Here is a 26,966-nt window from a genome sequence, read left to right as displayed (position 1 = left end):
GTGCCGACGATGATTTCACTTGGGAGGGAATTAAATATCCCGTTCCACCCTAGAGTGTGAAACGGGATGTTTTTGGGGATTTTGTCATTCGGATTACCCTTTTAGGTAGTTCATTATTTTAACGTGGCATCCCTGAAGGTTTCTTCTCCTGCTTCCATCGTCAACAATACTTTTGTACTACCAATTTCTGTTGAAGGAATCTTAAAGAGATTCCTATCGATCACAACAAGGTCTGCTTCCTTCCCTTGTTCAATGGAACCAGTGATTTTATCTGAAAAGCTGGCATAGGCACCGTTAATCGTGAAACTAGCAATCAAATCAGCAACCGATGCTCTTTCTTCAGGTCCGAGCACTAACTTAGGATCGGTAATTCCAAACGCCTCTCTGGTGACACCTACTTGTATTCCATATAATGGATCAAATTCCCACGTTATCGGATAGTCACTGGCAGAGGCCACTTTCACTCCGTTATTGATCAGACTCTTCATCGGATACTCACGACTCGCCCGTTCCTCTCCGAGATAAGGCAGTTCAATGTTTTCATAATAGCCTGGTGATTTAATAAACCAATAGGGATTGGCAACAGCCACAACATCTAATTTTTCCATGCGCTGAATATCACTTGGCTGAACAATTTGAAGATGGGTCATCTGATGGCGGGAATCTCTTTTTCCATTTTTCTTTACCGCGTACTCAAAACCATCCAAGGTTTCTTTTGTGGCAGCATCTCCGACAGAATGAACGTGCATGGCAAAACCTGCTTTATCCAATGCAGCAGCTGTCTCGTTAAAGACTTGAGGGTCCCATTGCGGTTTTGCATTGTGCTTATCCTTATATGGTTCAATTAGTGCTGCTGTCCCTCCCTCGATTACACCATCCATGAATACCTTCACCGAGTTTACCTGGACATCCGGTCCGTTTAGTTTTGCCCGCTCTTCTACCAACGATTTTAATTGAGACGGACCCTTGGCAGGATCAGTGGCCAAGGAAACACGATATTTGAGATGAAGCTTGTTTTCTGCTTCAAGAGCCTTTAATGCATTTAGGGCATTACTACCTGGAACAGCTAGCGCAAGATGGACAGAAGTAATCCCTTTTTCTGCTGCCATCTGCTCATACGCTAAAATCCCTTCCTTATACTCTTCTTCAGAGTAATCCGGAATAATCTCCATCACCAAATTTTGAGCGGTCTCACGAAGAGTACCAGTAGGTTCCCCCGTAACATCATCTCGCTCAATTACGCCGCCGTTTGGATTCTTGGTATCCTTGGTAATACCGGCCAGTTCAAGAGCTTTCGAGTTCACCCACACCGAGTGATGGTCTCCTGAGGTTAAGACAACAGGTATATCCTTTACGATTTGATCAAGATCCTCTTTTTTCGGGCCTTTTCCGGGGAAGATAGGGTTTTCCCAGCCAAATCCCTTCAAACCTTTAAGATTAGGGTTCTTTTGAACAAATTCTTTAATTGTATGGAGATAATCCTCCCGCGATTTTTTTCCAACGAGATTCACTGAAAAAATTGTTTCAACGGTTGCCGTCACATGAGAGTGGCTATCAATAAAACCAGGAAGAACCATCTTTCCGCCAAGATCAACTACTTTGGTCTTTGCGTTTTGATAAGGTTTTACTCCTTGATTGGTGCCAACATATACAATTTTCCCATCGCTGATCGCTATGGCTTCAGCAAAATCACGCTTTGCATTAACAGTGTAAACGGTACCGTTTTGCAATATGACATCTGCCTTTTTACTGATGGGGTTCGTTGCATTTGTTTTGGCCTGTGCAAATCCTGAGAAAAGTGCACTCATTAAGAGAGAGGCAAGAGCAACACTCAACGTCTTCTTTAGCTTCATACATTCACCTTTCCTGGCGTGACTACTTTTCACTTCGGGAAAAATGATACATAAAAAATAGGCAGAGAAATATGTTCACAGCAGACGAAAAATGATTACTTTTTCATCCATGGTGGAGGTTTTCTTGTCCGAATAAATCATACAGCTTAAAGGCTAACATGAGATTAAACCGCTCTTCCGGATCATCCAGCTCCAGCTGTAATAAGTCTGTTATCTTTTCTAATCTATACTTCAGTGAACTTCGATGGATAAAAAGATACTCTGCAGTTTCTTTTAAATTCCCGTTCATGCTTAAATACACTCGCAAAGTATCAAACAGGTCTTTTCCTTTTTCATTTCCGTAGTTTAATAACGGGTCCAGATATTTCTTGATGAACAATTTTGTCGCAAAACTTTCTTCAAGATCAAATAAAATGGAAAGAGAGCCAAGGTCGTCAAAGTGTTGGATATGTTTGTTTGAAAAGCGGTTACTTACCATTTTCAAAGCTTGATGAGCTTGGCGATAACAAATGTGGTAGTCTTCTATGGTTTGTGTCCTAGAACTTATTCCTAAAAAAATTTCAATTCCTTGTATGGTTGGTGAAACAACATCCCTAATTCGTTTATGAATCAGTTTCCAATAGAGGTTGCTGTCTTTTTCTTTTTGGTCAGGAACAATCAGAACATAGCGTCCCTCTTTTTGCGTTACGATAATATTTCGATCAAAGAGATGTAATGCTGTTCTGATTTTTTCCCATATCCAAGTCATCTTGAGCTCAATTGATTGTAAATCCGCTTCTCTATGATTACATTCGATAGATAATACACCAATTCTATTCGGTTCAAACAGATTAAGATTAAACAGATTGGCATATCCGATCATTTTTTCTTTATCTTCAATCCTTTCCAGGAAAAGTTGATGGATAAATCCGTCCTTAACCTGTTCTTTTGCATCTGCCACAAGTTTTTGTTTTTTGATCTGAATCGCATATACATCCAAGGCGTACTTCAGTGTCATTCGCATTTCCAGATCGAATTCCTGTTCACTTGCTTTCACGCCTACATACCCGAATAACTCACTGCCACAAACTACCTTCCATATTCCAAGATGATTGTCTTCCCCATATTGGATCCACTGCTCTCTATCAGGAATATTCAGGATTTCCCATGCTTTTACATTCAGTTGTCTTACGATTTCCTCCAGCTCCTCATTCCGTTCTCCCATGAAAAAGCTGGAGATCGGATGCAGGAAACGATCAAATAGAATAACTGTTTTTCCAATCAAATGTGAGAAGGTTTTGGTAACCTCAAAGTAACCGTCACCTACCAAAGCCTGTGTTACTAATTCTTTATAGTGAATCATTCGTTTTTCCAAGCGATTTTTGTCTTCGAGTTCTGTCTTCCATTTCTGCTTTTCTTTCTCTTTGTTTTTTACCATTTCCATTACGATTGCGAAATCTTTCCCATATTCCCCAAAAGACTTGTCCGCGTGTATATTCAAGGGAGCCGCCTCCCGATACCCAACAACACAGACATCAAAACTGGTGGAGTCGCTTTCCTTCATTGGGAAGGTAAACCAGGTAACAAAACCTTCATTCTCAAATTCTCTAAGCAGATCACAACTCTTCCATAGCTCGATATCATCCATAGAACAATGGGGTTTAGATAAACAGCATTCCAAACAAGACGAACACGATAATGGAAACTTCTTCTCAAAATTCTGTGAGTCTCCTCTTCTTGTTCGAATACTCAAGACATCCTCTAATTTTTGAATAATCGCAACGTAGTCACAGGCAAACTCATCCCAAAATGTCTCTAATAGAAACTTCAGTGCTTCATCAACGGTTTCTAGTTTGTGCAAGTTTCTCGCAGTATTACGCAAGTGTATATCGATATCTTCAATACTATTCTGCCCCCAAATCGACTCCCATTTGTCCATTATATCCCTCATTTCTATCTGTTAAAGATGAAAGAAACCCAACCAGCAGCGTTGCCACAAACATCATAATTGAAATTCGTTTAAAACGCTGCCACTTCATTCAACAATCTTGCTACATCACTATCAAAAAGCGCCAGACTCTAATCGATCTGACGCATTTCAACAATATCTGATTCTTCTATGTCCTATTTCAACAGACGCATGAATTACGTGAAAAAGTTATTTTCGAACCTCTATCATTATTTTTGTCACATACTCTTCGCTAGTGTTTTTGGTTACCGCATCTAGTACGTATTCTTCATACGAATATTCCCTGATTTGAAGTTCGTGGGCTTTTATAAATGCAAGCATTTCTTCATAAGTTGCAGTAATCCTCTCACTCCTTCCCATATGATAGCCAACCACATACAACCCCTTTGGCCTTGTATAGCAAGTTATCGCTTCATGATTTTCTGTTTGTTTCATATATAAATTCGAATAGTTTTCGTAATCTGCTGACAATAGTTGATTACGTGAAACCATCGCTCCAATTGGATAACCCGTATCGAGCCGATGCGTATGGAGCGCATTGATAAAATCAGAAACAGCCCGTACAAAGTCTCGGTCCGTACAATCTAGAATGGCATCACTGGTAAATAATTTTTCCTCCGAAAGTTCTTCGATATGAATACGTGAAAAATCGGTTTTGATGGCTTCCTTGGTCAAGCTAAGCTTCGTTTCAATCACTTGTTGGATTTGCTGCAGGTTTTGAATTTTGCGCTGAATGGTAGACGCTTTATCTTCTAAAAGGCTAACAAAGTTTTCTGGTGTTTTGTTTTCCAGAAAGGGCTTTATTTCTTTTAAGGGCATCCCGACCTCTTTTAATAGTTCAATCACGTTAAATAACTCAAACTGTCGATACGAATAGAATCGATAGCCCTTCTCATTTTTAATATCTGGTGACATTAACCCGATGTCATCATAATAAAACAATGTTTGCTTATTGACTCGACATAGCCTCGCAAATTCCCCTGTCGTGAAATATTTGTGTGTCACCTCTGACATATAACCCTCCCTCTCTTGACTATATAGTTACTATATAGTGTACATTTCTTACTATAAATTTAAGGGAAAGGGTTTGATAGTCATGAATATCATTATTCGTGACATAACGCCAGAAAGTGTTCAAGAAATTCTGCAACTACGTGTCAAAAAGGACCAAACCTCATTTGTCGAAACACCTCAAAAATGTTTACAAGATGCAAAAGCATGTAGCTATTATCAGCCAGTAGGTCTATATACTGGAAAAGAATTAGTTGGATTTGCAATGTACGGGGAATTCCCGGGGGAAGATGAGATAGAAGATAAACGTGTTTGGTTGGATCGCTACTTTATTGACCATCGTTATCAAGGATATGGCTTAGGTAAGCAATCATTGGAAGCCCTTATTCAGCATCTTGTCAAACAGTATAACTGTGAAAAAATTTACTTAAGTGTATTTAAGGACAATGTCCATGCCATTCGTATTTATCAAAAATATGGATTCAAGTTCAATGGAGAAATGGATTGTAACGGTGAAAAAGTCATGGTGAAGAAAATCAATGTATAAATACGTCTGGAATATCTCAATGAATTGCCGTAACGTCGAGAAACTGCTCATCGATCGAGTACGGCTCCACCTTGTCAGTAAATACCTCGAATATGCGAGTATTTGCATGGAGATGCCAATGTACATCTCCATGCGCGGCCGAACAACGACGAGCTGGTGGCACTTTTGCTGCGCCTGCCACAGCGCTTCTGCCGCGACCACTCCAGCACGCCTCGGCAGGTGTTCCGCAAACGAGAGCGAATCCAATAAGGGGTTACTTTTTCACGACAGGAATCCATATTTCGCTTCGGAAGGTTGGTGATGAAGTGTCCTTGTTTTCGTTCCACAAAATCTCAGGACCCTCGGCCTGTTCATAACCGGAGGATAAAAACCATTCCGAATAAATCCGGGCCCAGACATCTTGCAGCGTATCAGGAAAAGGACCCACTGCTTCGAAAACCGCCCAGGTGGAAGCAGAAACTTCAAGTACTGCCAGATTGTCTGGACAAGCTTTTGTAGTAGCTACGCCGATATAGTGATCGAGCTCGCCATATTCCAGCCGACCTTCTGAAAAGTTCGTGGACGCACTGATCAGTCCAAGTGGTTCGACATCGGATAGCGATTTTAGTTGCTGAATCATCTCCATATCTAATGAAGCCCACATGGCCGCAATCTCTGGATTGACTCCACGATAAATCAGCGGAACTCTTTTTTTCAGACCCACAATGCGAAATGCCTCTTTTTCTTCCATACGGTAGTTCATGGCACTGCCTCCTTTAATCGATAGATGAAAGGTCATTCGCGGATAAGCCTTCAAGGAATGGCCGATGTGTCTGGCTTCTGTCGGAGTGACTCCATGCACATTCTGAAAAGCTCTGGCAAAGGAATCAGCCGATCCGTATCCGTATTTGATCGCAATGTCAATTACACGCTCGTTGCTGTCCGCAAGCTCAAAAGCTGCAAGTGTAATGCGTCGGCGCCGGATGTACTCGGATAGCGGAACACCAGCGAGAAAAGAAAACAGCCTTTTGAAGTGATACTCGGAGCAGCAAGCCACCTGGGCTATTTCTTTATAGTCAATCTCGCTTGTCAAATGGTCTTCGATGTAGTCCAGAGCCTCATTCAGCTTCACAAGCAAATCCATGGTAATGACCTCCCTTTCTCCCTTAGAATAGCAGATGCAAAATCGGGCGATCCGACATTTCGTGCACGATTATGTCGGGTCGACCTTGTAAAACAACTATGGAAAGGAGCTTTATCCCAATGACAACGACTTCCCCTCTACTCCCCCAAATCGGAGCTATTTTTGTAGCCGTCAGCGACATCGAGCGCGCACGCGACTGGTACTGCCGTCTCTTGGGCATTCCCGCAGACGGTGAAATTATGTTCGGGCATATATACTGCATTCCTTTACAAAGCGGACTGACGCTCGTTCTGGATAGCAAAATCTTTCCGAAGCGCATCACAGATGATGCCCCCTTGTTTCATTTCAACACACAGGATATCGAAGCCTCTTATGCATTTCTCAAAGAGAGCGAGGTTGAAGTCGTCACTCCTATCCAGCATGGCCACTGGTTCAACTTCCGCGATCCCGACGGCAATCTGATCATGGTAAGCCAATGTTAAAGGGTATGACCATCCACTTGCGCCGCACGACACCGGCAGACATTCCATTCGTATGCCAAGTAGAGAATGCGCCAGAGAATGCCCCGTTCATTATTCCGTGGAGCGAAGATCGGCACCACAACGCTCTTGGCGACCCGGACATCCTCCATATGATTGCCGAAAAAAAAGAAACAGGCCACCCCGTCGGCTACGTTATCATCGCCGGGCTGACCAATCCTCATCAAAGTATTGAGCTTATGCGTATGACAATCGCAGTGAAGGGAGAGGGCTACGGACGCAACATCCTGCGTCAGATCAAGCATTGGGCATTCATCGAACAAAAAGCCCATCGCCTCTGGCTGGATGTAAAAGAAACGAACGACCGCTCCCGCAGCCTTTACCTATCGGAAGGGTTTCACATAGAGGGCACCTTACGCGATTGCCTAAAATCAGGCGATACTTACGAATCCTTGATCATTTTATCGATGCTGGCAACGGAATATGTCGCCTAAGGGGCAAATGCGTCCGGAGTCGTGACATACAGCCATTTGCCGTCGTTGCTCGCTCCCAAAATCGATACACTTGCTGGCAGTCCATTCACCAGCACAGCTTGTTGCTTACGATCGGCATCGAACAGGAAGAGCGACGACACAGACTCTGTTCCTTGCTCAGCTTTTTCCCAATCGATATAAACCAAATGGTGAGTGCCTGGAATCCATATCGCTTCTGGCTTCATTTCCATCAGTTTGACGTCGCCCTTAAACACCCCTGCATTCCAATACATTTGATAGGCGCCATCTGTCGACTGGATATAGCCAGACCAAGCTTCTTTGGGAACGGGTGGATTCCAGCTGATCACCTTGCCTGACTGCCAATCGTAGCGTTGACGAAGCTCTTCAAAGCTATCTTCCTCTGTTCTCATTTCAAACGTCGCGTAACGTCCATCATCCATAAAACGGACGGGCTGGACTTGCCCATTCATCTCATCTGTTGGAACCCATCCTTTGATGACACCTGGGAAGCGCCGTTCTTTTCCAGTCGCCAAATCGTACACGACCAGATCGAGATCTTTTTTCTGTTCAGTCTTGCCTACTGCCATCAATACATGCTTGTGATCATGGCTAAAGCTTGCTCCATGTACGTATCCATCTACCTTGACACGAGTGGCAAACTCGCTTTTCGGTACGTCTGTCCCTTTCGGTGGATGAGCGAAAAAGAAGCCACGACGATCTGCCATGAAGTCGCCTGCACCACTATAGTTGTCAGTGAGCTCCACTGGATAAGCAGTTAGCTCTTTTGTTTGTGTGTCATAAATCGAGTACAGCATGGGGAAACGGGCATCGCACTCACAATATTCCGTGAATCGCTCCAGCAACACATACCGTTCCAGAGAGTCGATAAACTCCATGGGGGTCCTGACGGCAAAGTCCGTCATTTTTTCTTTCACCTTGCCATCGACTGAGACTCGCCAAATCTGAGCCGGAGCAAACACCACCGCCGAGAAATTGTTCGTATCGTCAAACACGGTTCCCTTTACCGTCTTCGCTCCTGCTACGTTTACAACATACTCCGTCCAGCTTCTTTCTTTGGCAAGCGTATCAGGAAGGGTAGCCAGCAATTGCAGTTGGCGATCGTGCACCCAGTGAAACGTAAAAATCGGCTCCACGAATCCCAAGTTCTCTTTTTTGGTCTCTTCCTGTGCATTTTTGCGGATAGCTGCTTCGACTGTTCCACGGTTCACGGCTTCTTTAAAAAAGAGCGTGTACGCCTGTGGTGCAGGTCCCACGACCGTTCTTCGAGGAGAGCGGAGCTGTGGAGCATCGTTTAGCTGAATGACCACGTCTTCTTTCATCGCGGCGTAGTCGTAAGGCAGTTCCTTTTGCTTCCATTCCTTTGTTGTTTGGCTGGTCGTATGGGATGGGCCAGTCTGAGCAATCCGACTGTCCGTGGAAGTTGCTTGCGCGAAGTCGGATCCTGTCAAGATAAGCAATGCGAACACAATGGACATACTCATTCCCCGAATTTTTCGCAAAGACAAAAAACTCGCCTCGCTTCCTAGAAAAATTTACCTTACAGAGGATAGACGTCGATAGCCAGCTTAAGGTTTCACCCCACAATAGAAAAAGCCTCCCCACACCTTGAAGTGGGAAGGCCTGCCTTTCTTAATCGAAGACGACACCGTCCAGTACGCCCTCATTCTTCAAATAGTCACGCAGCCAGTGATACTTTTCGTCGCGCCAGAAGGAGTCCTCTGCTACCAGCTTGACCGTCTCCTGCCTCGCTACCTCCAGCGCTTTGTAATCACTTAATAAATCAGCGACTTTAAACTCTGGCAAGCCGCTCTGCTTGGTTCCGAAAAAATCACCCGGTCCGCGCAATTCCAAATCGCGCTGCGACAGCTCAAATCCATCCGTCGTCTCGCACATGACACGCATCCGCTCTTTTCCGATCTCGGATTTCGGGTCGGCGATCAGTACACAATACGACTGTTCAGAGCCACGTCCTACGCGCCCACGCAATTGGTGAAGCTGAGCAAGACCAAACCGCTCTGCATCATAAATCACCATATAGGTGGCATTCGGAACATTCACACCGACCTCTACGACCGTTGTACTGACCAGGACAGCGTGCTCTGCGGCAAGGAAGGCTTGCATGACGGCATCCTTTTCCTTCGCTGGCAGTCTCCCATGCATCAAGCCTACGCCGAATTCAGGGAAAATGTGTGTGAGCTGAGCATGTACATCAATTGCATTTTGCACATCGAGCTTTTCAGATTCCTCAATAAGCGGACAAATAACGTAGGCCTGTCGTCCTTTGCGCAGCTCATCCCGCATTTGCTCCAGCACAGCCGGAAACTGATCATGCTTTTTCCATGTCGTCTCAATCGGTTTGCGCCCCGCAGGCATTTGATCAATCGTCGAGACGTCCATGTCGCCAAATGCCGTAATGGCCAGTGTTCTCGGAATTGGCGTTGCAGTCATAAACAAGACATCAGGCGACAAGCCTTTATTCCGTAAAATTCGCCGCTGCTCCACACCAAATCGGTGCTGCTCGTCCGTAATCACGAGTCCAAGACGGGAGAAAAATACATCCTCCTGAATGAGCGCATGGGTACCGACTACGACATCGATTAACCCCATTTGCAGAGAGCCGATGACTTCGCGCCTACGTTTCGCTGTCAGCGAGCCTGACAAGAGCGCGACCTGAATGCCGTAATCGGACAAAAGCTTCGTCAACGACTGCACATGCTGCTCGGCGAGAATCTCCGTGGGTACCATCAGCGCTCCCTGATAACCTGCTTTCACCGCAGCAATCAGCGCAATGGCAGCTACGACGGTTTTCCCCGAGCCTACGTCCCCTTGCAGCAAACGATTCATCGCATGTGGTGCCCGCATGTCATCCAATATTTCTTTTACGACTCGTTTCTGGGCATCTGTTAACGGGAACGGTAAGCCTTTGACAAATTCCCGTACCTCTTCCATCGGAATCGCCAAAGCAACGCCTTCCGTTTGCTGCCGATTAATCTTGCGCAATGTTTGCATTTTCAATTGGAATAAGAAAAGTTCCTCAAACATAATCCGTCGCCGCGCTTGACGACCATCTTCCGCATTTTCAGGAAAATGAATCGAATGAAAGGCATGAATCCGCGGCATCAGTCGGTAGCGCTCCACGATATCCGCAGGAAGGATTTCGGGAATCTCCTTGCCGTACTGGCGCAACGCCAGTTGAATGGTTTTGCGCAGCAGTGTATGCGTCACATCGCCGCCAAGTGGATAGACAGGGGCGAGCTCGCCTCGTTTTGTCGCACGTTCGGAGTCTACCTCTGTCATTTCGCTCACAGTTATCTGCAGCTTGTGCTTGTCCCATTTTCCTGTGACGAGTATTTCCTTGCCTGGAGACAGCCTGCTTTTGACAAACGTCTGATTGAACCAGACAGCCGTCACCACGACACGGTCCATGACAACCTTGACGGACAATCGTGATTTTCTTTTTCCATAAAAACGAACAGAGGGTTCGCCGTACACCGTACCTGCCAGCGTGACCCTCTCTCCGTCTTTTACTTCTGTCAAATCGCGCACACGGTAATCTTCATAGCGAGACGGGAAATACTCCAGCAAATCACCGATGCTGTTGATTCCCAGTCCTGCAAATGCCTTCGCCCGCTCTTCCCCTACCCCGTGCAAAAGGGAGACGGGCGATTGATATGCACCAGCCATCTTACTTCTCCATCCGTACGCCGAACACTTTGGCTTCGATCATGCGGCCCGTTTGCGTGGCAGCAAGACCACCCTGTGCGGTTTCCTTCAGCGTAGTCGGCATGGCGCAGCCGATTCGGTACATGGCCTCGATGACTTCATCTGTCGGGATCACGCTCTTGATGCCTGCCATTGCCATATCTGCGGCTACCGTCGCAATCGCTGCTCCCATCGCATTTCGTTTCACACATGGTACTTCAACCAGTCCGGCTACGGGGTCACAGACCAGACCGAGCATATTTTTCAATGCGATCGCCACTGCTTGGGCAGATTCCTCAGGCGTACCACCAGCCATTTCTACAATCGCCGCAGCAGCCATAGCTGTTGCAGAGCCTACCTCTGCCTGGCAACCACCCGCAGCACCCGAAATGAACGCGTTATTGGCAATGCAATACCCGATAGCGCCTGCCGTGAACAAATAATTGACCATTTCCTCACGGGTCGGCTGTAGCTTGTCAGATACGGCAAACAACGTCCCTGGTACAATGCCGCATGCTCCTGCTGTAGGCGTTGCGACAATCGTGCCCATTGCTGCGTTTACTTCGTTAACCGCCACGGACATCGAGACAGCATTCAAAAGTGTAGGACCGGACAAAAACGTCTTGGTCTCCATATATGTTTGCAGCTTCTTCGCATCGCCGCCCGTCAATCCGCTATGCGAGCGAATATCTTCGGTAAGCCCGCGACGCACTGCTTTTTCCATCACATCGAGGTTGGCGTACATATCTTGCATAATGGCATCCCGACTGCGCTGGGAAACTTCCATTTCTGCTTCAATCATCACCTCGGAGATCTTCTTCCCCTTGGATTCGGCCAACTCAACTAGTTCAGCCACATTACGAAACATCTGGTTGTTCACTCCTCTAATCCTGCTCGTCCTTTTGCTTAGTTCAATGCGAGCAGGGATACGTCAAAGATATGGGGGATTTGACGAATTTCCTCCAGGACTTCCGGAGAGATCGTCGAATCTGTTTCGATTGCCATCAAAGCACGCGAACCGCGTGTGTGTCGAGACACTTCCATGAGTCCCACATTAATGTTGTGCTGCGTCAGTACCTTTGCCACAGCCGCAATCATCCCAAAGCGATCTTCATGTAAAACCAAGAGCGTCGGTGTATCGAAGCCCAACTGAAAGGAAAACCCGTTCACTTCCAACACTTCGATCTTCCCGCCACCAATGGAAACACCCACGATTTCGATCTGATGCTCATCATCAGAAAGCTTGATCCGCGCCGTGTTCGGGTGCTCTGTCAAAACATCAGAAGTGGACAACTTCACTTCCATGCCAGCTTTTTCTGCAATCACCAGCGAATTTTTCAGACGTAAATCCGACGTGTCAAAGTCAAGAATTCCTGCTACTGTCGCCACATCAGAACCATGCCCTTGATACGTTTTTGCAAATGAGCCATAAAAAACAATTTCTGCTCGCAAAGGCATTTTGCCAAACAGCTTGCGAGCCACACGACCGATACGGGCTGCACCAGCCGTATGGGAGCTAGATGGCCCAACCATGATTGGACCGATAATATCAAATACGCTTTTGTACTTCAACCGGTTCTCCTCCTGAATCACAAGGGGTTCAACAAGATTCACTTTCATTGTATCCTACAGCCTTTGAAAGCGCTACAGAGGAAACTGTACATAAGGCAATCATAATCGATTTACGTAGACAACATGCGGTCAAATCAGGATAAATGAAAAAACTCCCAGAGAAAAAAGGGATCCCACGACCAGCATGGTATGCGTGCAAACTTCATGAATTTCATTTTATTTCTTTGGAAGTGAAATTAAGAATACCTTTACGGGATCTGATCCACGGTCGAAATCTGCTTGAACATCATTTCCTTCGTTTACTGTTTCTACTATTGGAATTCCATCATGATAAGGAAAGTGAATAAACTCGTTTATAATTGGTTCAAGCTCATCAAGGATTTCAATCTTCCCACTAAAAGGGAGTCTTTCATGAATCTGAGAGATCAAATTAAATCTTAGTTGCGAAGCCTGCCAATCGAACCAAACATATAACAGCATTCCGTGATCACTATTTGATTTTAAAATTTGCTGTTGTCTATTCTCTATTACTTTATGGAAAAAGTTTATGAAATCAGAAACTGTGAGCTGACTAGCTAACTGCATGCTTACAGAAATAGACCACCTATTAGCAGAAATTTCTTTATTCAAATCATCTTTATGGCCCCCAATAAATAGAGAGTCATGCACAATATCCTGCAACTCAATAAGGAATTCATCCTTATTCACCAAAACCTCTCCCTTATTTTTCATGACTATGAAAAAAAGAAGCCCCCTACCTCAGGGAAGCTCCTCTCCATACCATATATGCCTTACAGATTTTTTACCATGACGATCCCGAGTAGACCTGGACCTGTATGCGTACCGATCACGGGCCCAATCTCTTCCAACCAAGAGTCCGTTACCGAAAACTCTTGCTTGAGTCGCTCCAAGAGCTCAGCCGCTTGATCCGGAACACTGCTGTGCAGTACAGCGATTTTCACAGGCTCGCCTTGCGCGTATTCCTGCAACGCTTCAAATACGCGATTCAGCGCTTTCTTCGTCCCTCGTACCTTGTCAAACGCAGACACGTACCCGGCAGGATCCAGCGTCAAAATCGGCTTGATGTTCAAGAGCGAACCGATGACGGCAGATGCTTTGCCGATCCGACCGCCTTTTTGCAGGAACTCCAAGGTATCCACAATAAAGTATACCTGCACCTCATCCAAATAACGATCAATCTGATCCAGAATCTGTTCCTTGTTCTTGCCTGCTTGAGCGGCTTTGGCAGCCTCCACACAGATCATTCCATGAACAAACGAAGCTTTGCGAGAATCGATCACCGTAATGTCGATATTTTCGTCCAACATCGACTTGGCGATCATCGCTGATTGATACGTTCCCGATAAGGAACCGGATAAGAGTATAGCAATAATTTGCACGTCCTTGCCATATTTCTCATGAATCGCTTTATACGCTTCTGCAAATTCAAGCGGAGACGGCTGCGAGGTCGTCGGCATCACGCTCGATTGCTTCAGCTTATCGAAAAACTCCGAAGACGAGATAGTGACTGCGTCCACATACGTTTCCGCCCCAAACATGATTTTCAACGGGACGGCCACGATCCCCAATGACTGCCTGGCAGCTGCATCGATATCAGACGCGCTGTCGGTAAGAATCACAATTGGCATTCTCGATCGCTCCTCTCCCTATTCATTCGTGTTCAAAAAATCGGCTTTTACTCGACAGAAAAAATGAATGGATACAACGGTTGACCGCCTGCCTGAATCTCAACTTCCACATCCGGGAATGGATCGGACAAAGCTTTTTCCAAAGCATGAGCCTGGTCTTCTGTCGCATCTTCTCCTAAGAATATCGTAATGATTTCGGAGTCTTCATCCACCATTCCCAAGAGCAGCGTCGTGGCGCAAGCTAACAAGTCGGGACCTGCTGTGACGATTTCTTTCTCAGCCATGCCGATAAAATCGCCTTCTTTGATTTCTACCTCACCCATTTGCGTGTCGCGAACCGCGTGGGTCACCATCCCTGTTTTCACCTGAGCAATCGCCTTGGTCATCGCTTGCACGTTCACTTCTGGCTCAACATCCACGCGGAAGCTGATCAGTGCTGCCAATCCCTGCGGAATGCTCTTCGTCGGTATGACAGAAACAGGAACTTCAGCGAGCTCGGATGCCTGCTGTGCGGCCATGATGATATTGCTGTTGTTTGGCAGGATGATGATGTGCTGGGCATTTAGACCCGCGACGGCCTTCATGAAGTCCTCTGTACTCGGGTTCATCGTTTGGCCGCCCTCTACTACCACATGCACACCCATACTGCGCAAAATCGTAGCGATCCCCTCACCAGCAGCTACCGCGATCAATCCGTAAGGAAGCAGGTCTGCAACAGGTTGAGCAGCTGTTTCTGGCTTCGCCTGTCCTTTGCTCTCTTCCGCTTTGAGAATGTTCGCATGCTGCTCGCGCATGTTTTCTATCTTCAATCGATGCAGGCTACCGAATTGCTGAGCGTATTGCAGGACGCTTCCCGGATGCTCTGCATGAATATGTACCTTGACCACTTCATCATCAGAGACGACGAGCAGTGAATCGCCCATCGTATCCAGATGGCTGCGGAACAGCGCTTCTGAGAACGTTTTTTTGTTCGGCTCGGTGCTATGTGCGACATGAACCATAAACTCCGTACAGTACCCGTACGTGATGTCTTCCGTTTTCATGTGGATTTGCGCATTATGCTGCTCAGAAATGAGCTTGTCCAGCTCTTGCTGACCCATTTTAGGTACCGAACGCTCACGATCAGCAGATAGCTCTTCCCCGCGCAATGCTCGCAAAAACCCTTCATAAATAAACAAGAGACCTTGTCCACCTGAGTCGACTACGCCCACTTCTTTTAGAACAGGCAGCATTTCCGGCGTACGCAACAGCGTAGTTTGTGCCTGCTCGTATGTTTTTTCCATGACAGAGATAATATCATCTGACGTGCGCGCTGCACGCACAGCCATCTCCGCCGCTTCACGGGCAACAGTCAAAATCGTGCCTTCTACCGGCTTCATCACTGCTTGATATGCAGAGTCAACACCAGCTTTCAAGGCATCGGCAAACTGACGGGCGTTAACCTCATCTTTTCCATTGACTGATTTGCTGAAGCCACGGAATAACTGGGACAAAATCACGCCGGAGTTACCGCGCGCGCCCATTAACAGACCTTTTGCCAAAGCAGCTGCTGATTCAGTGATTCGGGGGGATTCTTTTCGAGTTAGCTCCTCCACACCGGAAGAGAAAGTCAAATTCATGTTTGTCCCCGTATCGCCATCCGGCACAGGAAAGACGTTTAATCCATCCACTACTCTGACGTTGTCGGATAAAAGGTTCGCCCCCAGGTAAACCATCCGGCTAAACAGCACGCCATCTAGACGCGTATGTACCAACTGATGTTCCTCCTTACATATCCCTGTCTGTACGAACTCCCTGCACAAAAATATTAACAGCAGTCACATCAATGCCTACCGTTTGCTCCAAGGTATATCGAACACGGCGTTGAACGTTGCCTGCCACCTCGGAAATTTTCACGCCATAGCTGACGATAATGTGCATGTCCAAAACTACTTCGCCATTTGTGTTATGAACGACGACACCTTTGCTCAGGTTGTCTCTTCCTAACAACTCAGCGATTCCATCTTTCAACGCTTTGCGAGAAGCCATGCCCACAAGTCCAAAAACTTCCATGGCCGCGCCTCCAGCAATCCGTGCGATCACGTCTTCGGTAACATCGATCTTTCCTAGCGATGTATTCATTTCCACTGTCATGCAAGGACTCCTCCTCTGTTAAAACAGCTTGACCGTCATAGGTAAGCGTAACCATGCTTCCTTACAATTCTACACTAACACTTAATAGAAATGAAGCGTTTTGTCGATCCTATCAACCCTACGAGAAAGACGGGGGAAATCATCTTGTCAAGTATTGCAATTGACAGCAATGGTGTGCTAATATAGTCGAGTATTTGTATTTCCCACAAAGGAAATCCCGTTTAGATGTAACAAGGGAGGTGGATCGTAATGGCACGTCGTTGCTTTGTAACAGGTAAATCTGCTAAAGCTGGAAACGCTCGCTCCCACTCCATGCGCGCAACTCGCCGCACCTGGGGTGTCAACGTACAAAAAGTGCGCATTCTCGTAAATGGAAAACCGAAGCGCGTTTATGTAAGTACTCGAGCACTGAAATCCGGTCTCGTAACTCGCGTATAGTTGATTTCAGCTATGCGAAAAAAAGCACCCTCGAGGTGCTTTTTTGCATTTCTCCCGTTTCTCCACTCTTCTCCCAAAGGGAGGCTCGGGGCCGAAGCTTCACTTTTTCTTGTTGAACGCCTCGATGATGCCCCGAATCATGCCACCCAGGAACTTCGGCAACTTGATGGTGTAAAACCGCATGCTACCCCTCCTCACCGAAATTACTACACACGATACAAATACACGCCGGCCCCTATGAGTGCTAATGCCAATAGGCTATACCAAACCCACGGAGGTGCCCAATACAGGAAGATGGTGATTCCCCCGACAGCCAACGCAACCCCGAGAACACGTCGCAAGGCGCCCCCCTGTCGCAGGCGATAGGAGCGCAATCCCATTTCGCGTAAGCACCTCCTTTAGGTGTTCTCAAAAACGTGCATATTACATCATATTCTGCTGTCGGATAAACATGTATCCTGCCACATGAAAAATGTATATGCCTAAGCAGTAAAAAATCAGGCAACGAAAACTCGCTGCCTGATTACATTATGTGGATAGTTTGTACTTGATACCGATTTTTTCCTTTTTATGCAACTCGATCGCGTGCGGGGAGCAGCAGCTGTGATGCACTGCTAAGTACAACTGTCAGGACGACTCCTGCGATAATCATTTCTGGCAGCAGATACGTGATGTTATAAATGAGGGAATATTGCCAGACTGGCACACCTTCTGGCGCATAGCTGCCAAACCAAATAATCCCTGATAGAAAATGGCAGACAAATCGCGCAATCACGCCGATGAACAAGCCGCTCCACAGTACCATGATTCGTTGCTTCGTTCCTTCGTAGCCAGACAGACGAAAAAGCCCAGCGAGACCCAGCGCACCAAATGCAAGCGGATAATCCAGCAACAGCTGAACCGGATGGACAACTGTACTGCCCAAGAGCAATTGAAGAAATCCGACAACAAGCCCTGTCATGACACCAGCAGCGAGCCCACGGCGGACAGCGATCAATGCGATTGGTACCATCACAAGGGACACGGAGCCACCCTGTGGCATTTCGAAAACCTTGATCTGACTAAACACAATTGCAAGAGCCGCCATCATCGCCATTTCTAACAAAATGACCAACCGTTGACGATCCAATATAGTCACTCCTCAAAATAGAATAAATAAAATTTTTTTACACCGATAATGTTTCTGATTCTAGCCCAAGTCTATGCTGGTGTCAAAGAAAAAAGCCGCTGCCTGATCGGCACTGCGGCTAGTTGTATTACCGAACTTTCTCCAAAAACTGCTGGGCACGTTCACTTCTTGGCTTTTGGAAAAACTCTTTTGGTGGCGTATCCTCCAAGAGACGACCATCATCGAGGAACAAAATACGGTCTGACACCTCTTCGGCAAAGCGCATTTCATGCGTGACGATTGCCATAGTCATTCCGCTATCAGCCAGCCCCTTCATAACCTCCAAAACCTCCTTGACCATCTCAGGGTCAAGAGCAGAGGTCGGCTCGTCAAAGAGCATGATTTTCGGCTCCATCACGAGCGAACGGGCAATGGCTACACGCTGCTTTTGACCGCCTGACAAGCGCGAAGGAAAGGCATCCGCTTTATCTGCCAGCCCTACACGTGCCAATAGCTCGCGTGCCTTCTTTTCTGCTTCAGCCGCAGACATGCCTTTTACTTTCATCGGAGCATAGGTCAAGTTTTTCAACACCGTCATATGCGGAAACAGGTGAAAATGCTGGAACACCATCCCGATTTGTTGGCGAATGCCCATGACGTCCGCTTTTGGCGCGGTGATTTCCTGTCCGTTGATCGTAATGGTACCCGTCGTTGGTGTCTCCATCAGATTAATGCAGCGCAATAGCGTTGACTTACCCGATCCAGATGGACCAATGATGGCGACAACCTCCCCTTTACCGATATTCGTCGTGATGCCCTTCAACACATTCAGTTGTCCAAAGGACTTCGTAATGTTATCAATTTTAATCACTGAGTCTCATCCTCCGTTCCAGTACACGAGCTACCCAAGTCAGGATCATAACCATGACATAGTACAGGATACCGGCCATCATGTATGGCTCAAAATAGCGGAAGATAGTGCCTTTGACCACATTCGCGTTCTGCATGATGTCTGCAAGACCAATCGTGGAGACGAGTGCAGATTCCTTCAAGAGTGCAATCGTTTCATTGACAAGAGCAGGCAAGATATTTTTGACAGCCTGCGGCAAAATAATGTCGAGCATCATCCGGTGATAAGGTACCCCAAGCGCTTTAGCCGCTTCCCACTGCCCTTTATCCACCGCCAAAATACCACCACGAATGGTCTCGGAAATGTATGCACCTGAGTTTAATGTAAACGTCAATACAGCTGCTTCCAGTTGTGAAATATTGTAGCCAGTAAGCTGTGGCGTTGCAAAATATACAAAGGTCAGTTGCAAAATCAAAGGTGTCCCGCGGAAAACAGACGTGTAGGCAACCGCGAGCCAGTTTAGCAATTTCACATTTGAAATTTTAATGAGTGCGAGGATGGAGCCCCAGAAAAATCCTAATACAACCGAAATCAAGGTAACAAGTAGCGTGCCCTTTATCCCTTCCAATATGAAAGGAATATAGGGCACGATTTGTGCAAAATCCAAATTCATGCCCATTCTCCCCTCTTGCTGCTTATACAGTTATTCGTCGTTGTCTGGAGAGATTATTGACCGAACCATTTTTGAATCAGCTTGTCCATTTCTCCGTTTTCTTGCATCTTTTTAATCACTTCATTAAATTTCTGTACGTGCGGCGATCCTTTTGGGAACGCAACAGCGGAGCCATTCTTTTCATTTTCTTCCATTGTAGTAAATTGCAGAGAGTCATTATTAGCCACGAAGCCTTTCGCTACGGTGTCCTCAATAATGGCAGCATCTACACGGCCTGCTTTTACTTCTTCAACAATCTCAGGCAGCTTGTTCAGCGAAGTGATCTGCAAGCCGGAAACAGTCTTTGCAAGCTCCTTTGCTGCCCCTTCTTGAATAGAACCGAGCTGTACCGCCACTTTTTTGCCAGCCAATTGCTCAGGCTTGGTCAGATTGCTGTCTTTCTTTGCCACGATCGTATTTTTCGCATCGTAATAGATGGTGGAGAAATCAGCATTCTTCTCGCGCTCAGGTGTTGCAGTCATACCAGCCATAACGAAGTCCGCGCGATTCGTTTGCAGTGCGGGAATAAGTCCGTCAAAGTTCATGTCGTTGATTTGTAGTTCGTAGCCAAGCTCTTTTGCAATGTATTTCGCGATATCAATGTCAAAGCCGACAATCTCGTCTTTTCCGCTGCTCAGATCGTGATATTCATACGGCTTATAGTCAGCAGAAGTAGCCATGACCAATGTTTTCTTGTCACCAGCAGAAGACGCAGGTGCTTGTCCTGTTGCGGTTTGATTGCCTGTACCGCATCCAGCGATCACGACTGCCGCAAGCATAGAAGTAAGTGCCAGAGAAATAAATGATTTTGCTTTCTTCATGATGAACCCCCGTTGTTATGATTTTTAGCATAAAGCAGTCTATTTGCAGTATTAATTTGCATGAAAACTTATATTTATGCATCACAATGATTATTTTACTCATAATCTGAACAATTTCAATCATTTTTTACTTACATTTTAAATACAGAATATACGGAATTTTATATATAACTCTTTATTTTTGTGGCAGAAAAGCAAACAAGGCTTTATAGTGCTAGTAAAAGGAATTACAGGAGGCTGACATGGAGAAAAACTGGACGTCCTATTTTCAGCAGCAGCTCCCAGAAATTATCGAGGAACTGCGTACATATGTAGAGATGGAAACACCCACCCATAACAAGCAAGCTGTCGATCGATTAGGCAGCCTGATCGCAGAACGCTTTCGCGAATTGGGGTGTCGGGTGGAAAGCTTGCCACAAGAGCAATACGGAAATCAGCTGCGAATGGAGTATGGGGACGGCGACGAACAAATCCTCATTCTCGGTCACTTCGATACCGTAAAAGAGGTTGGAACATTAGCCGTTGAGCCTTGTCGCGAGGAAAACGGCCGACTCTATGGACCTGGTACATACGACATGAAAGCAGGAATCGTTTTTAGCTATTTTGCCCTGCGCGCCATGATGGAACATAATCTTTTGCCCAAAAATAAGCTCGTCTTTTTTTGGAATACCGACGAAGAAATTGGCAGTGTTTCCTCCGAAATGCTCATTAGAGAGGAAGCAAAAAGGAGTAAATATGCATTGGTACTGGAGCCCGCCGCTGGAGATGGCTCTTTGAAAACAAGCCGCAAAGGCGGAGGAGACTTTATTTTAAAAGTAACGGGCCGCGCTGCGCATGCAGGAAATGATCATGCCAAGGGGGTCAATGCGATTGCTGAGCTGGCTCACCACGTCCTCGCTATTCAATCCTTTACAAATTATGAAGCGGGCACAACCTTATCTGTCGGTACCATTACAGGCGGAAGTGCATCGAACGTCGTGCCTGACTTTGCCATGACGGAAATTGATGTGCGTATCCAAAATCGCGAGGAAAGCGAGCGTATTACCCGATTGATGAGTCAGCTAACCCCTGTCCATCCGGAGGCCAAGCTGTTCGTGGAAGGTGGAATCACCAAGCCTCCTATGGAACGAACTGCTGGTACTGAGCAACTATTCTTGCATGCGCAGGAGCAAGCACGTCTGGAAGGTTTTGAATTGACGGAGCAAGGTGTCGGTGGAACTAGTGACGGAAACTTCGCCGCAGATGCAGGAACACCAACGCTTGACGGTTTGGGACCTGTTGGTGATGGAGCCCACGCTTCCCATGAGCATATCGTCATTGACGCCATACCTGGCAGGATTGCCGTCATGCTTCGGATGTTTTTAACCTTGTCATAATAAATTTACAGGTGTATAATTTTATGGAAATTTAAGGCTCCGTCTTCTTAACGACGGAGCCTTATCTGCACTATTTTCGAATGGGCAGACATATATATACCTATTCGAATAACAAGGAGAGGGAACCATGGAATCAAACTTCACATCGCCAAGCAATCCTGTTGGATTTTGGCGCCGGCTTGGTGCCGGTCTGCTAGATGCAATCATTATTGGAATACCGCTAATACTGATCACCTATATCATTACAGGCAATACAGAAGACAATTTTATTACCAATATCATCTCCTCACTCTACAGCCTCCTCGTGCCTGTATTTTGGCATGGCTATACGGTAGGAAAACGAATTGTTGGTATTCGCATCGCCCGAATCGATGGAGAGCCTGTAGGAATCGGAACCATGCTGCTACGGGATTTGGTTGGAGGGATCGTGTACATCATTACTCTCGGTATTGGTTTAATCGTCAGTGTCATCATGGTTGCTGTTCGTCAGGATAAACGCTCGCTCCATGATTTGATCGCCGGTACGTATGTAACATCGGATCAGCCTTAAATTACTACTCATCTTACACAGAAAATAGCTGCTCTGCGATGAGCCCCCTTAGATTTATTGGAAAAACCACCCGTTTTCCGACGAATCTGAGGGGGGATTTTTATCAGATTGGCGCCTACAACAGCATGTTCCGACTAAAGAAGACCGGATATAATCATCCGGTCTTCTTTACTTTATCCATCTAGCAGTTTATTGGAACAGCACCTTATCTGTTTTTGCATCCATAAACACCATTGTTGTGTATGGCGGCAGGCTTGCACGCACAATGATATAAGGTGTGTGCACCGCTGGCATTGTAATATCTTCTGGAGCAGGATTTGTCAGATCTACATAAACCTTGAGCATTTCCCATCCTTGCTCTGTTCCAACAACCTTCAGACTATAACCAGAGGTAGGCATTTCTCCACGGGAGACTACATACAAGTCGCCTTGGCGATGTACACCCTTCTTATCTTTTACTTTTCCTACGAATGCTCGTTCAGCCGCTGACAATGTCCCTTCTTTTTCGATAGACAATTTTTTCGTTTGCACGTCTACCTGAGAAGCCGAGATCGACTCCGAATGTTTTTGTTCAGCCTGCACGGCAGTTTGTGAAAATGGCAGGATGGAGAGAATGGTGAGAACCGCTACACTGTTTTTCAATAACGATTTCATACTTTATCAACTCCTGATTTTTTTAGAGGGCAACAACATTACTTGATACTGGCCAGTATCTCTCAGATAGGATTTTTACCACTATCTGGATAATTTGATTTAATCATTATATTTATTAAAAAGCAATATTTTCCAAAATGCTTTATTTTTGTTAATTAACCTTTACTCACATATCACTAAAAATCCTTATTATAGCAAACATAATTCGATTTCTTTCTATTTATTGTTTAAACTATAATTATACTTATATTTTTATTATTAATTGATTTATCACATAATTAGTTAAAATATTCAGATGATTACAAACGAACAATACACAGAGGAAAGCACAAAAAAAGCTGACGCCGATTGCATATCGTCGTCAGCTTACTGCTAAGCATTATTTTTACTGTCCACGAATCGCAGCGATCGCTTGACCGCGATTTTCCTGATTGAATACCGCGCTTCCTGCAACGAGGACAGTCGCTCCTGCCTCCTCGCACAAACGTGCTGTTTGTGCATTGACACCGCCATCGATTTCGATTTCCACATGCCCCAAGCCACGCTCGTTCAGCATTTGACGCAACTGGGCAACCTTTGGCACAACGCTGTGAATGAATTTTTGTCCACCAAAACCAGGGTTCACTGTCATAAGGAGAACCATATCCAAATCAGCAAGGACTGGCTCGATCGTGGAAATCGGTGTAGCCGGGTTCAATACCACTCCCGCTTTCACACCTTGCTCCTTGATCAAGTACAGCGTGCGATGTAGATGACGGCATGCTTCCTGATGAACCGTAATCCAGTCTGCTCCACTTTTCGCGAATTGCGGAATGTAGCGATCTGGCTCCTCAATCATTAAGTGCACATCGAGTGGCAGCTTGGTCACTGGACGAATCGCGTCCACAATCAGAGGACCGATCGTAATGTTTGGAACGAAGTGTCCATCCATCACATCCACATGAATCCAGTCTGCTCCTCCCTTCTCGACATCGAGAATTTCTTCACCCAGACGGGCAAAATCAGCAGATAGGATAGAAGGTGCGATTTTTACCATGGTTTGTTCCTCCGTTGGTATTCTTTTAGCTCTTCGCGGAATTGTTTGTAGTGCACGTAGCGCTGTTCGCTGATTTCTCCAGCCTCTAGCGCGGCCTGCACGGCACAAGCTGGCTCGCTTACGTGAAGACAGCCACGGAACTTGCATTCCGAGCTGCGCTTGGCAAAGTCCAAGAAGGATTCCGCCAGGTCAAGCTCGGAGAAATCGATAAATTCCAGTGAGCTGAAGCCCGGTGTGTCTGCCACATAGCCGCCGCCCGCAAGCGGAATCAGCTCGACATGACGCGTTGTATGCTTTCCGCGTCCGAGCTTTTGGCTGACATCTCCTGTCTGCAGACTGACCCCTGGAAACAGCATGTTAATCAGTGAGGATTTACCCACACCTGACTGACCGGCAAAAACCGAAATACGGTCACGCAAAATCTCACGCACGTCCTCTACACCGCGTCCATCCGCCGTTGAGGTCGGAATCACGCGGTACCCGATCGCTTCATACTTCTTCACGATCTCGGTTACCTCTTCTTCCGACACTTGATCAGCTTTGGATAAGACAATCACGGAATCAATCCCTGCATGCTCCGTGTGCGTCAGGAACTTGTCCAGCAGCAATGGGCTAAACATCGGCTTGTACATCGAAAAGACGAGTACCGCCTGATCCACATTGGAAATGGGCGGACGAACCAACTCATTCGTCCGTTCGCCCACCTCCATGATATAGCCTTCTTCCTCATTGATCGCATCGTAGACGACCCAATCCCCAACCAATGGGTTTACTTTTGCATCTTTTTTCTTGAAAAGCCCTCGTGCACGGCAACTGTAGATTCGCCCTTCGTCGGCTACATAATAGAAACCGCTGAGCGCTTTCACAATCCGTCCTTCTGGCATTCATGTCCCTCCACTACACTATGGCAAGCTGTTATACGAAACGGGAATCGTCTGGTATTCATTGAAGCCTTGATCAGTCGATCGTTTCACAAAGACCTTGACTACCGAGTCCTTCTGTGGCGCCAAGACGATTGGTACATCGTACTCTTTATTTTCGGTGATCGTGTCCGTCTGGAAAACTTTTGCCTCTCCACGAGCATCTGTCACTTCAATTTTCACTTCCAGTGGTTCACCAGGTACAACCTCTACATAAACCGGAACGTTTGCCAGCTTGGCGTCCTGCGGATATTGGCCATTGCTGACCTCAAGCGGAACCGCTACATCCTTTTGCACATCCATTCCCGGATCGTAAGGGTGAGTGCTGAGAACAATACCTGGTTTGTCGGTCGTATAAGTAGGCACTTCGGTGATTTTCCCGACAGACAATCCTCTCTTGTACAATTCTACTTGTGCAGCTTCTACCGATATATTCCGGACATCCGGCATTTTCACGAAGGCTTTCCCTTTACTAATCGTGACCGTCACATTTGTTTTAGTCGGGAACACCTTTTCATTTGCGGCTGGTGACTGCTTGATAACCGTCCCTACCTCAGCCTTGTCGTCCTCTTCCTCTACAAACTTGACATTCTCCAGTTTAAAACCATTGCTTTTCAATGCTTCCTCTGCTGTTGCTCGCGGCAACGTAACCAGATTTGGCATGTTGATCTCTTGTTGTCCTTTGCTTACAAACAAGGTCACAACGGAATTTTCCTTTAAGCCCATCGGAGGGGCAGGGTCCTGTCGTATCACAATACCCTTTTCTATCGAATCATTGGCTTCCTCGACGATTCGTGCAACAAGTTTGGCATCCTGAATCTTTTTCTCAGCGAGCGTCACGTCGATCCCTTCCACATGAGGTACACGCACCTCTGGAACAGACGGGAACAAATTCAACAGTAAGTTGAATCCGAAGAATGCCAGTACGAAAAACAGTCCGATACCGCCTACCCAGAACAGGGCTTTGACCCACCATTTTTTCTTGGCTGGTTTGGCATCCTCTTCTTCTGTACGCTGCTCATAGCGGCTACGCCCCGCTCCTCCGGTTTTGCCATTGGTATGGCCTTCGAGCATGTCAGGTGTGATGATCGGCACCACACGCGTCATTTCTTCATCCACCGGGAACGTTAGCTTTTCTTCGTTTAATCGTTCTGGGAACAGGCAGGTCTCCAAATCTTCTAGCATTTCACTCGCGGATGCGTATCTGAGAAATGGATCCTTTACCAGCGCCTTCAAAATGACATTTTCCACACTCTGTGGGATAGCCGGATTGACTTGGCGCGGCTCTGGAAGCGGCTCCTGCAAATGCTTGAGCGCCACTGATATAGGCGAGTCACCGGAAAACGGCAGTTCACCCGTCACCATTTCGTACAAGACGATCCCCAACGAGTAAATATCGGATTTTTCCCCGGTAATCCCACCGCGCGCCTGCTCTGGCGAAAAATAATGGACAGAGCCAAGCATCGCATTCGTATGCGTAATCGTTGCTGAAGTAACGGCTCGCGCAATCCCGAAATCCGTAACCTTCACCCGACCATTTTTTCCAATCATAATGTTATGCGGCTTAATATCTCGATGAATGATCTGGTTTTGATGCGCATGATCGAGTGCATCGCAAATTTGCTCGGCGACCCGCACTGCCTCTTCTACCGGCAGCGCTCCACGTTGAATGATGACCTCTTTCAACGTATAGCCTTCTATGTACTCCATCACCATGTAATGGGTATCGCCATCCTGACCGACATCATACACCCCAACCACATTGGGGTGAGATAAGCTCGCCACCGCCTGCGCTTCACGTCGAAAACGATTCACGAAATCTTCGTCCGTACCAAACTGTGAACGCAGTACTTTAACTGCCACTGGACGATTCAAAATTAAATCTTTGGCCTTGTATACAATGGCCATACCGCCCCCACCGACGCGGGATTCTATTTGGTATCGTCCTCCCAGTCGTTGACCTTCCATC

The 26,966-nt window shown here is 46.4% G+C and carries 28 protein-coding genes and 1 pseudogene; 6 read left to right on the top strand and 23 right to left on the bottom strand.

The window, feature by feature from the left end; genetic code table 11:
• Positions 1-113: 113 nt before the first annotated feature.
• The 3 genes from HPY31_RS09310 to HPY31_RS09300 form a co-directional block, all read right to left on the bottom strand.
• Complete coding sequence (locus HPY31_RS09310) at positions 114-1,853, bottom strand: amidohydrolase (RefSeq protein ID WP_172140325.1); 1,740 nt, start codon at positions 1,851-1,853, stop codon at positions 114-116.
• 103 nt (positions 1,854-1,956) lie between these two features.
• Positions 1,957-3,771, bottom strand: coding sequence for a PucR family transcriptional regulator (locus tag HPY31_RS09305; protein ID WP_253901744.1), 1,815 nt, complete (start codon positions 3,769-3,771; stop codon positions 1,957-1,959).
• Between the two features lie 219 nt (positions 3,772-3,990).
• Positions 3,991-4,815 carry a MerR family transcriptional regulator gene (locus HPY31_RS09300; RefSeq protein ID WP_172140323.1) on the bottom strand — a complete coding sequence of 275 codons (825 nt, stop codon included), beginning with the start codon at positions 4,813-4,815 and terminating at the stop codon, positions 3,991-3,993.
• A gap of 82 nt (positions 4,816-4,897) precedes the next feature.
• Between HPY31_RS09300 and HPY31_RS09295 the strand changes: the two genes are divergently transcribed.
• Entirely contained in the window at positions 4,898-5,359 is a 462-nt protein-coding gene (locus HPY31_RS09295; RefSeq protein WP_172140321.1) for a GNAT family N-acetyltransferase, read from the top strand.
• Between the two features lie 28 nt (positions 5,360-5,387).
• Here HPY31_RS09295 and HPY31_RS28815 read toward each other — a convergent pair.
• Both HPY31_RS28815 and HPY31_RS09290 read right to left on the bottom strand, forming a co-directional pair.
• Positions 5,388-5,563 (bottom strand): annotated as a pseudogene (locus HPY31_RS28815) (Y-family DNA polymerase); the annotation flags it as partial.
• A gap of 49 nt (positions 5,564-5,612) precedes the next feature.
• Complete coding sequence (locus HPY31_RS09290; protein WP_172140319.1) at positions 5,613-6,482, bottom strand: AraC family transcriptional regulator; 870 nt, start codon at positions 6,480-6,482, stop codon at positions 5,613-5,615.
• Positions 6,483-6,601: 119 nt separating this feature from the next.
• On the opposite strand from HPY31_RS09290, the gene HPY31_RS09285 reads away from it, so the two are divergent.
• Together HPY31_RS09285 and HPY31_RS09280 are read left to right on the top strand one after the other, a co-directional pair.
• A complete protein-coding gene (locus HPY31_RS09285; RefSeq protein WP_172140317.1) occupies positions 6,602-6,964 on the top strand; it encodes a VOC family protein in 363 nt (120 codons plus the stop codon).
• Entirely contained in the window at positions 6,958-7,455 is a 498-nt protein-coding gene (locus tag HPY31_RS09280; protein WP_253901743.1) for a GNAT family N-acetyltransferase, read from the top strand. Before HPY31_RS09285 ends, HPY31_RS09280 begins: the two co-directional genes overlap by 7 nt.
• Here the strand turns inward: HPY31_RS09280 and HPY31_RS09275 are convergent.
• The 8 genes from HPY31_RS09275 to HPY31_RS09240 form a co-directional block, all read right to left on the bottom strand.
• Positions 7,452-8,951: a hypothetical protein gene (locus HPY31_RS09275; protein ID WP_172140315.1), complete on the bottom strand. Its 1,500-nt coding sequence runs from the start codon at positions 8,949-8,951 to the stop codon at positions 7,452-7,454. The genes HPY31_RS09280 and HPY31_RS09275 overlap by 4 nt on opposite strands.
• A gap of 154 nt (positions 8,952-9,105) precedes the next feature.
• The gene (gene recG, locus HPY31_RS09270; RefSeq protein WP_015891976.1) at positions 9,106-11,160 is read right to left on the bottom strand and encodes an ATP-dependent DNA helicase RecG; all 2,055 of its coding nucleotides are present in this window, start codon (positions 11,158-11,160) and stop codon (positions 9,106-9,108) included.
• 1 nt (position 11,161) lies between these two features.
• The gene (gene sdaAA, locus HPY31_RS09265; RefSeq protein ID WP_172140313.1) at positions 11,162-12,046 is read right to left on the bottom strand and encodes an L-serine ammonia-lyase, iron-sulfur-dependent, subunit alpha; all 885 of its coding nucleotides are present in this window, start codon (positions 12,044-12,046) and stop codon (positions 11,162-11,164) included.
• Positions 12,047-12,084: 38 nt separating this feature from the next.
• Complete coding sequence (sdaAB, locus tag HPY31_RS09260) at positions 12,085-12,750, bottom strand: L-serine ammonia-lyase, iron-sulfur-dependent subunit beta (RefSeq protein ID WP_016741983.1); 666 nt, start codon at positions 12,748-12,750, stop codon at positions 12,085-12,087.
• A 216-nt stretch (positions 12,751-12,966) separates the two neighbouring features.
• Positions 12,967-13,458: a hypothetical protein gene (locus tag HPY31_RS09255; protein ID WP_371811696.1), complete on the bottom strand. Its 492-nt coding sequence runs from the start codon at positions 13,456-13,458 to the stop codon at positions 12,967-12,969.
• Between the two features lie 83 nt (positions 13,459-13,541).
• Complete coding sequence (locus HPY31_RS09250; protein ID WP_172140309.1) at positions 13,542-14,399, bottom strand: DegV family protein; 858 nt, start codon at positions 14,397-14,399, stop codon at positions 13,542-13,544.
• 47 nt (positions 14,400-14,446) lie between these two features.
• Positions 14,447-16,153, bottom strand: a complete 1,707-nt coding sequence (locus HPY31_RS09245; RefSeq protein ID WP_172140307.1) for a DAK2 domain-containing protein — start codon at positions 16,151-16,153, stop codon at positions 14,447-14,449.
• Positions 16,154-16,166: 13 nt separating this feature from the next.
• Positions 16,167-16,532, bottom strand: a complete 366-nt coding sequence (locus tag HPY31_RS09240; protein ID WP_007728362.1) for an Asp23/Gls24 family envelope stress response protein — start codon at positions 16,530-16,532, stop codon at positions 16,167-16,169.
• A 249-nt stretch (positions 16,533-16,781) separates the two neighbouring features.
• Here HPY31_RS09240 and rpmB point away from each other — a divergent pair, with 249 nt between their 5' ends.
• Entirely contained in the window at positions 16,782-16,970 is a 189-nt protein-coding gene (rpmB, locus tag HPY31_RS09235; protein ID WP_005831020.1) for a 50S ribosomal protein L28, read from the top strand.
• 99 nt (positions 16,971-17,069) lie between these two features.
• On the opposite strand, the gene spoVM is transcribed toward rpmB, so the two are convergent.
• From spoVM to HPY31_RS09205, 6 genes are all read right to left on the bottom strand, one after another.
• Positions 17,070-17,153: a stage V sporulation protein SpoVM gene (spoVM, locus tag HPY31_RS09230; protein WP_005831022.1), complete on the bottom strand. Its 84-nt coding sequence runs from the start codon at positions 17,151-17,153 to the stop codon at positions 17,070-17,072.
• A 23-nt stretch (positions 17,154-17,176) separates the two neighbouring features.
• Complete coding sequence (locus tag HPY31_RS09225) at positions 17,177-17,350, bottom strand: hypothetical protein (RefSeq protein WP_007728365.1); 174 nt, start codon at positions 17,348-17,350, stop codon at positions 17,177-17,179.
• A gap of 188 nt (positions 17,351-17,538) precedes the next feature.
• Positions 17,539-18,099, bottom strand: coding sequence for an energy-coupled thiamine transporter ThiT (thiT, locus tag HPY31_RS09220; protein WP_172140305.1), 561 nt, complete (start codon positions 18,097-18,099; stop codon positions 17,539-17,541).
• Positions 18,100-18,226: 127 nt separating this feature from the next.
• Positions 18,227-18,949, bottom strand: coding sequence for an amino acid ABC transporter ATP-binding protein (locus HPY31_RS09215; protein WP_172140303.1), 723 nt, complete (start codon positions 18,947-18,949; stop codon positions 18,227-18,229).
• Positions 18,942-19,601: an amino acid ABC transporter permease gene (locus tag HPY31_RS09210; protein WP_015891983.1), complete on the bottom strand. Its 660-nt coding sequence runs from the start codon at positions 19,599-19,601 to the stop codon at positions 18,942-18,944. Before HPY31_RS09210 ends, HPY31_RS09215 begins: the two co-directional genes overlap by 8 nt.
• A 53-nt stretch (positions 19,602-19,654) precedes the next feature.
• Positions 19,655-20,461: a transporter substrate-binding domain-containing protein gene (locus HPY31_RS09205; protein ID WP_172140301.1), complete on the bottom strand. Its 807-nt coding sequence runs from the start codon at positions 20,459-20,461 to the stop codon at positions 19,655-19,657.
• Positions 20,462-20,703: 242 nt separating this feature from the next.
• Here HPY31_RS09205 and HPY31_RS09200 point away from each other — a divergent pair, with 242 nt between their 5' ends.
• Positions 20,704-21,837, top strand: coding sequence for a M20 family metallopeptidase (locus HPY31_RS09200; protein ID WP_172140299.1), 1,134 nt, complete (start codon positions 20,704-20,706; stop codon positions 21,835-21,837).
• 127 nt (positions 21,838-21,964) lie between these two features.
• Complete coding sequence (locus HPY31_RS09195; protein WP_172140297.1) at positions 21,965-22,387, top strand: RDD family protein; 423 nt, start codon at positions 21,965-21,967, stop codon at positions 22,385-22,387.
• A gap of 189 nt (positions 22,388-22,576) precedes the next feature.
• Here the strand turns inward: HPY31_RS09195 and HPY31_RS09190 are convergent, their stop codons facing one another.
• From HPY31_RS09190 to pknB, 4 genes are all read right to left on the bottom strand, one after another.
• Positions 22,577-23,041 carry a protease complex subunit PrcB family protein gene (locus tag HPY31_RS09190; RefSeq protein ID WP_016741993.1) on the bottom strand — a complete coding sequence of 155 codons (465 nt, stop codon included), beginning with the start codon at positions 23,039-23,041 and terminating at the stop codon, positions 22,577-22,579.
• Positions 23,042-23,426: 385 nt separating this feature from the next.
• A complete protein-coding gene (gene rpe / locus HPY31_RS09185; RefSeq protein WP_172140295.1) occupies positions 23,427-24,077 on the bottom strand; it encodes a ribulose-phosphate 3-epimerase in 651 nt (216 codons plus the stop codon).
• On the bottom strand, positions 24,071-24,961 hold the full coding sequence (gene rsgA / locus HPY31_RS09180) for a ribosome small subunit-dependent GTPase A (protein WP_172140293.1): 891 nt from the start codon (positions 24,959-24,961) through the stop codon (positions 24,071-24,073). The genes rpe and rsgA overlap by 7 nt, the downstream gene beginning before the upstream one ends.
• Before the next feature lie 18 nt (positions 24,962-24,979).
• The gene (pknB, locus tag HPY31_RS09175) at positions 24,980-26,965 is read right to left on the bottom strand and encodes a Stk1 family PASTA domain-containing Ser/Thr kinase (protein ID WP_172140291.1); all 1,986 of its coding nucleotides are present in this window, start codon (positions 26,963-26,965) and stop codon (positions 24,980-24,982) included.
• Between the last annotated feature and the right edge of the window lies 1 nt (position 26,966).

It is taken from the genome of Brevibacillus sp. HB1.3, assembly GCF_013186635.1.
Classification (GTDB): domain Bacteria; phylum Bacillota; class Bacilli; order Brevibacillales; family Brevibacillaceae; genus Brevibacillus; species Brevibacillus brevis_D.
This window is presented reverse-complemented; position numbering and strand designations above follow the sequence as displayed.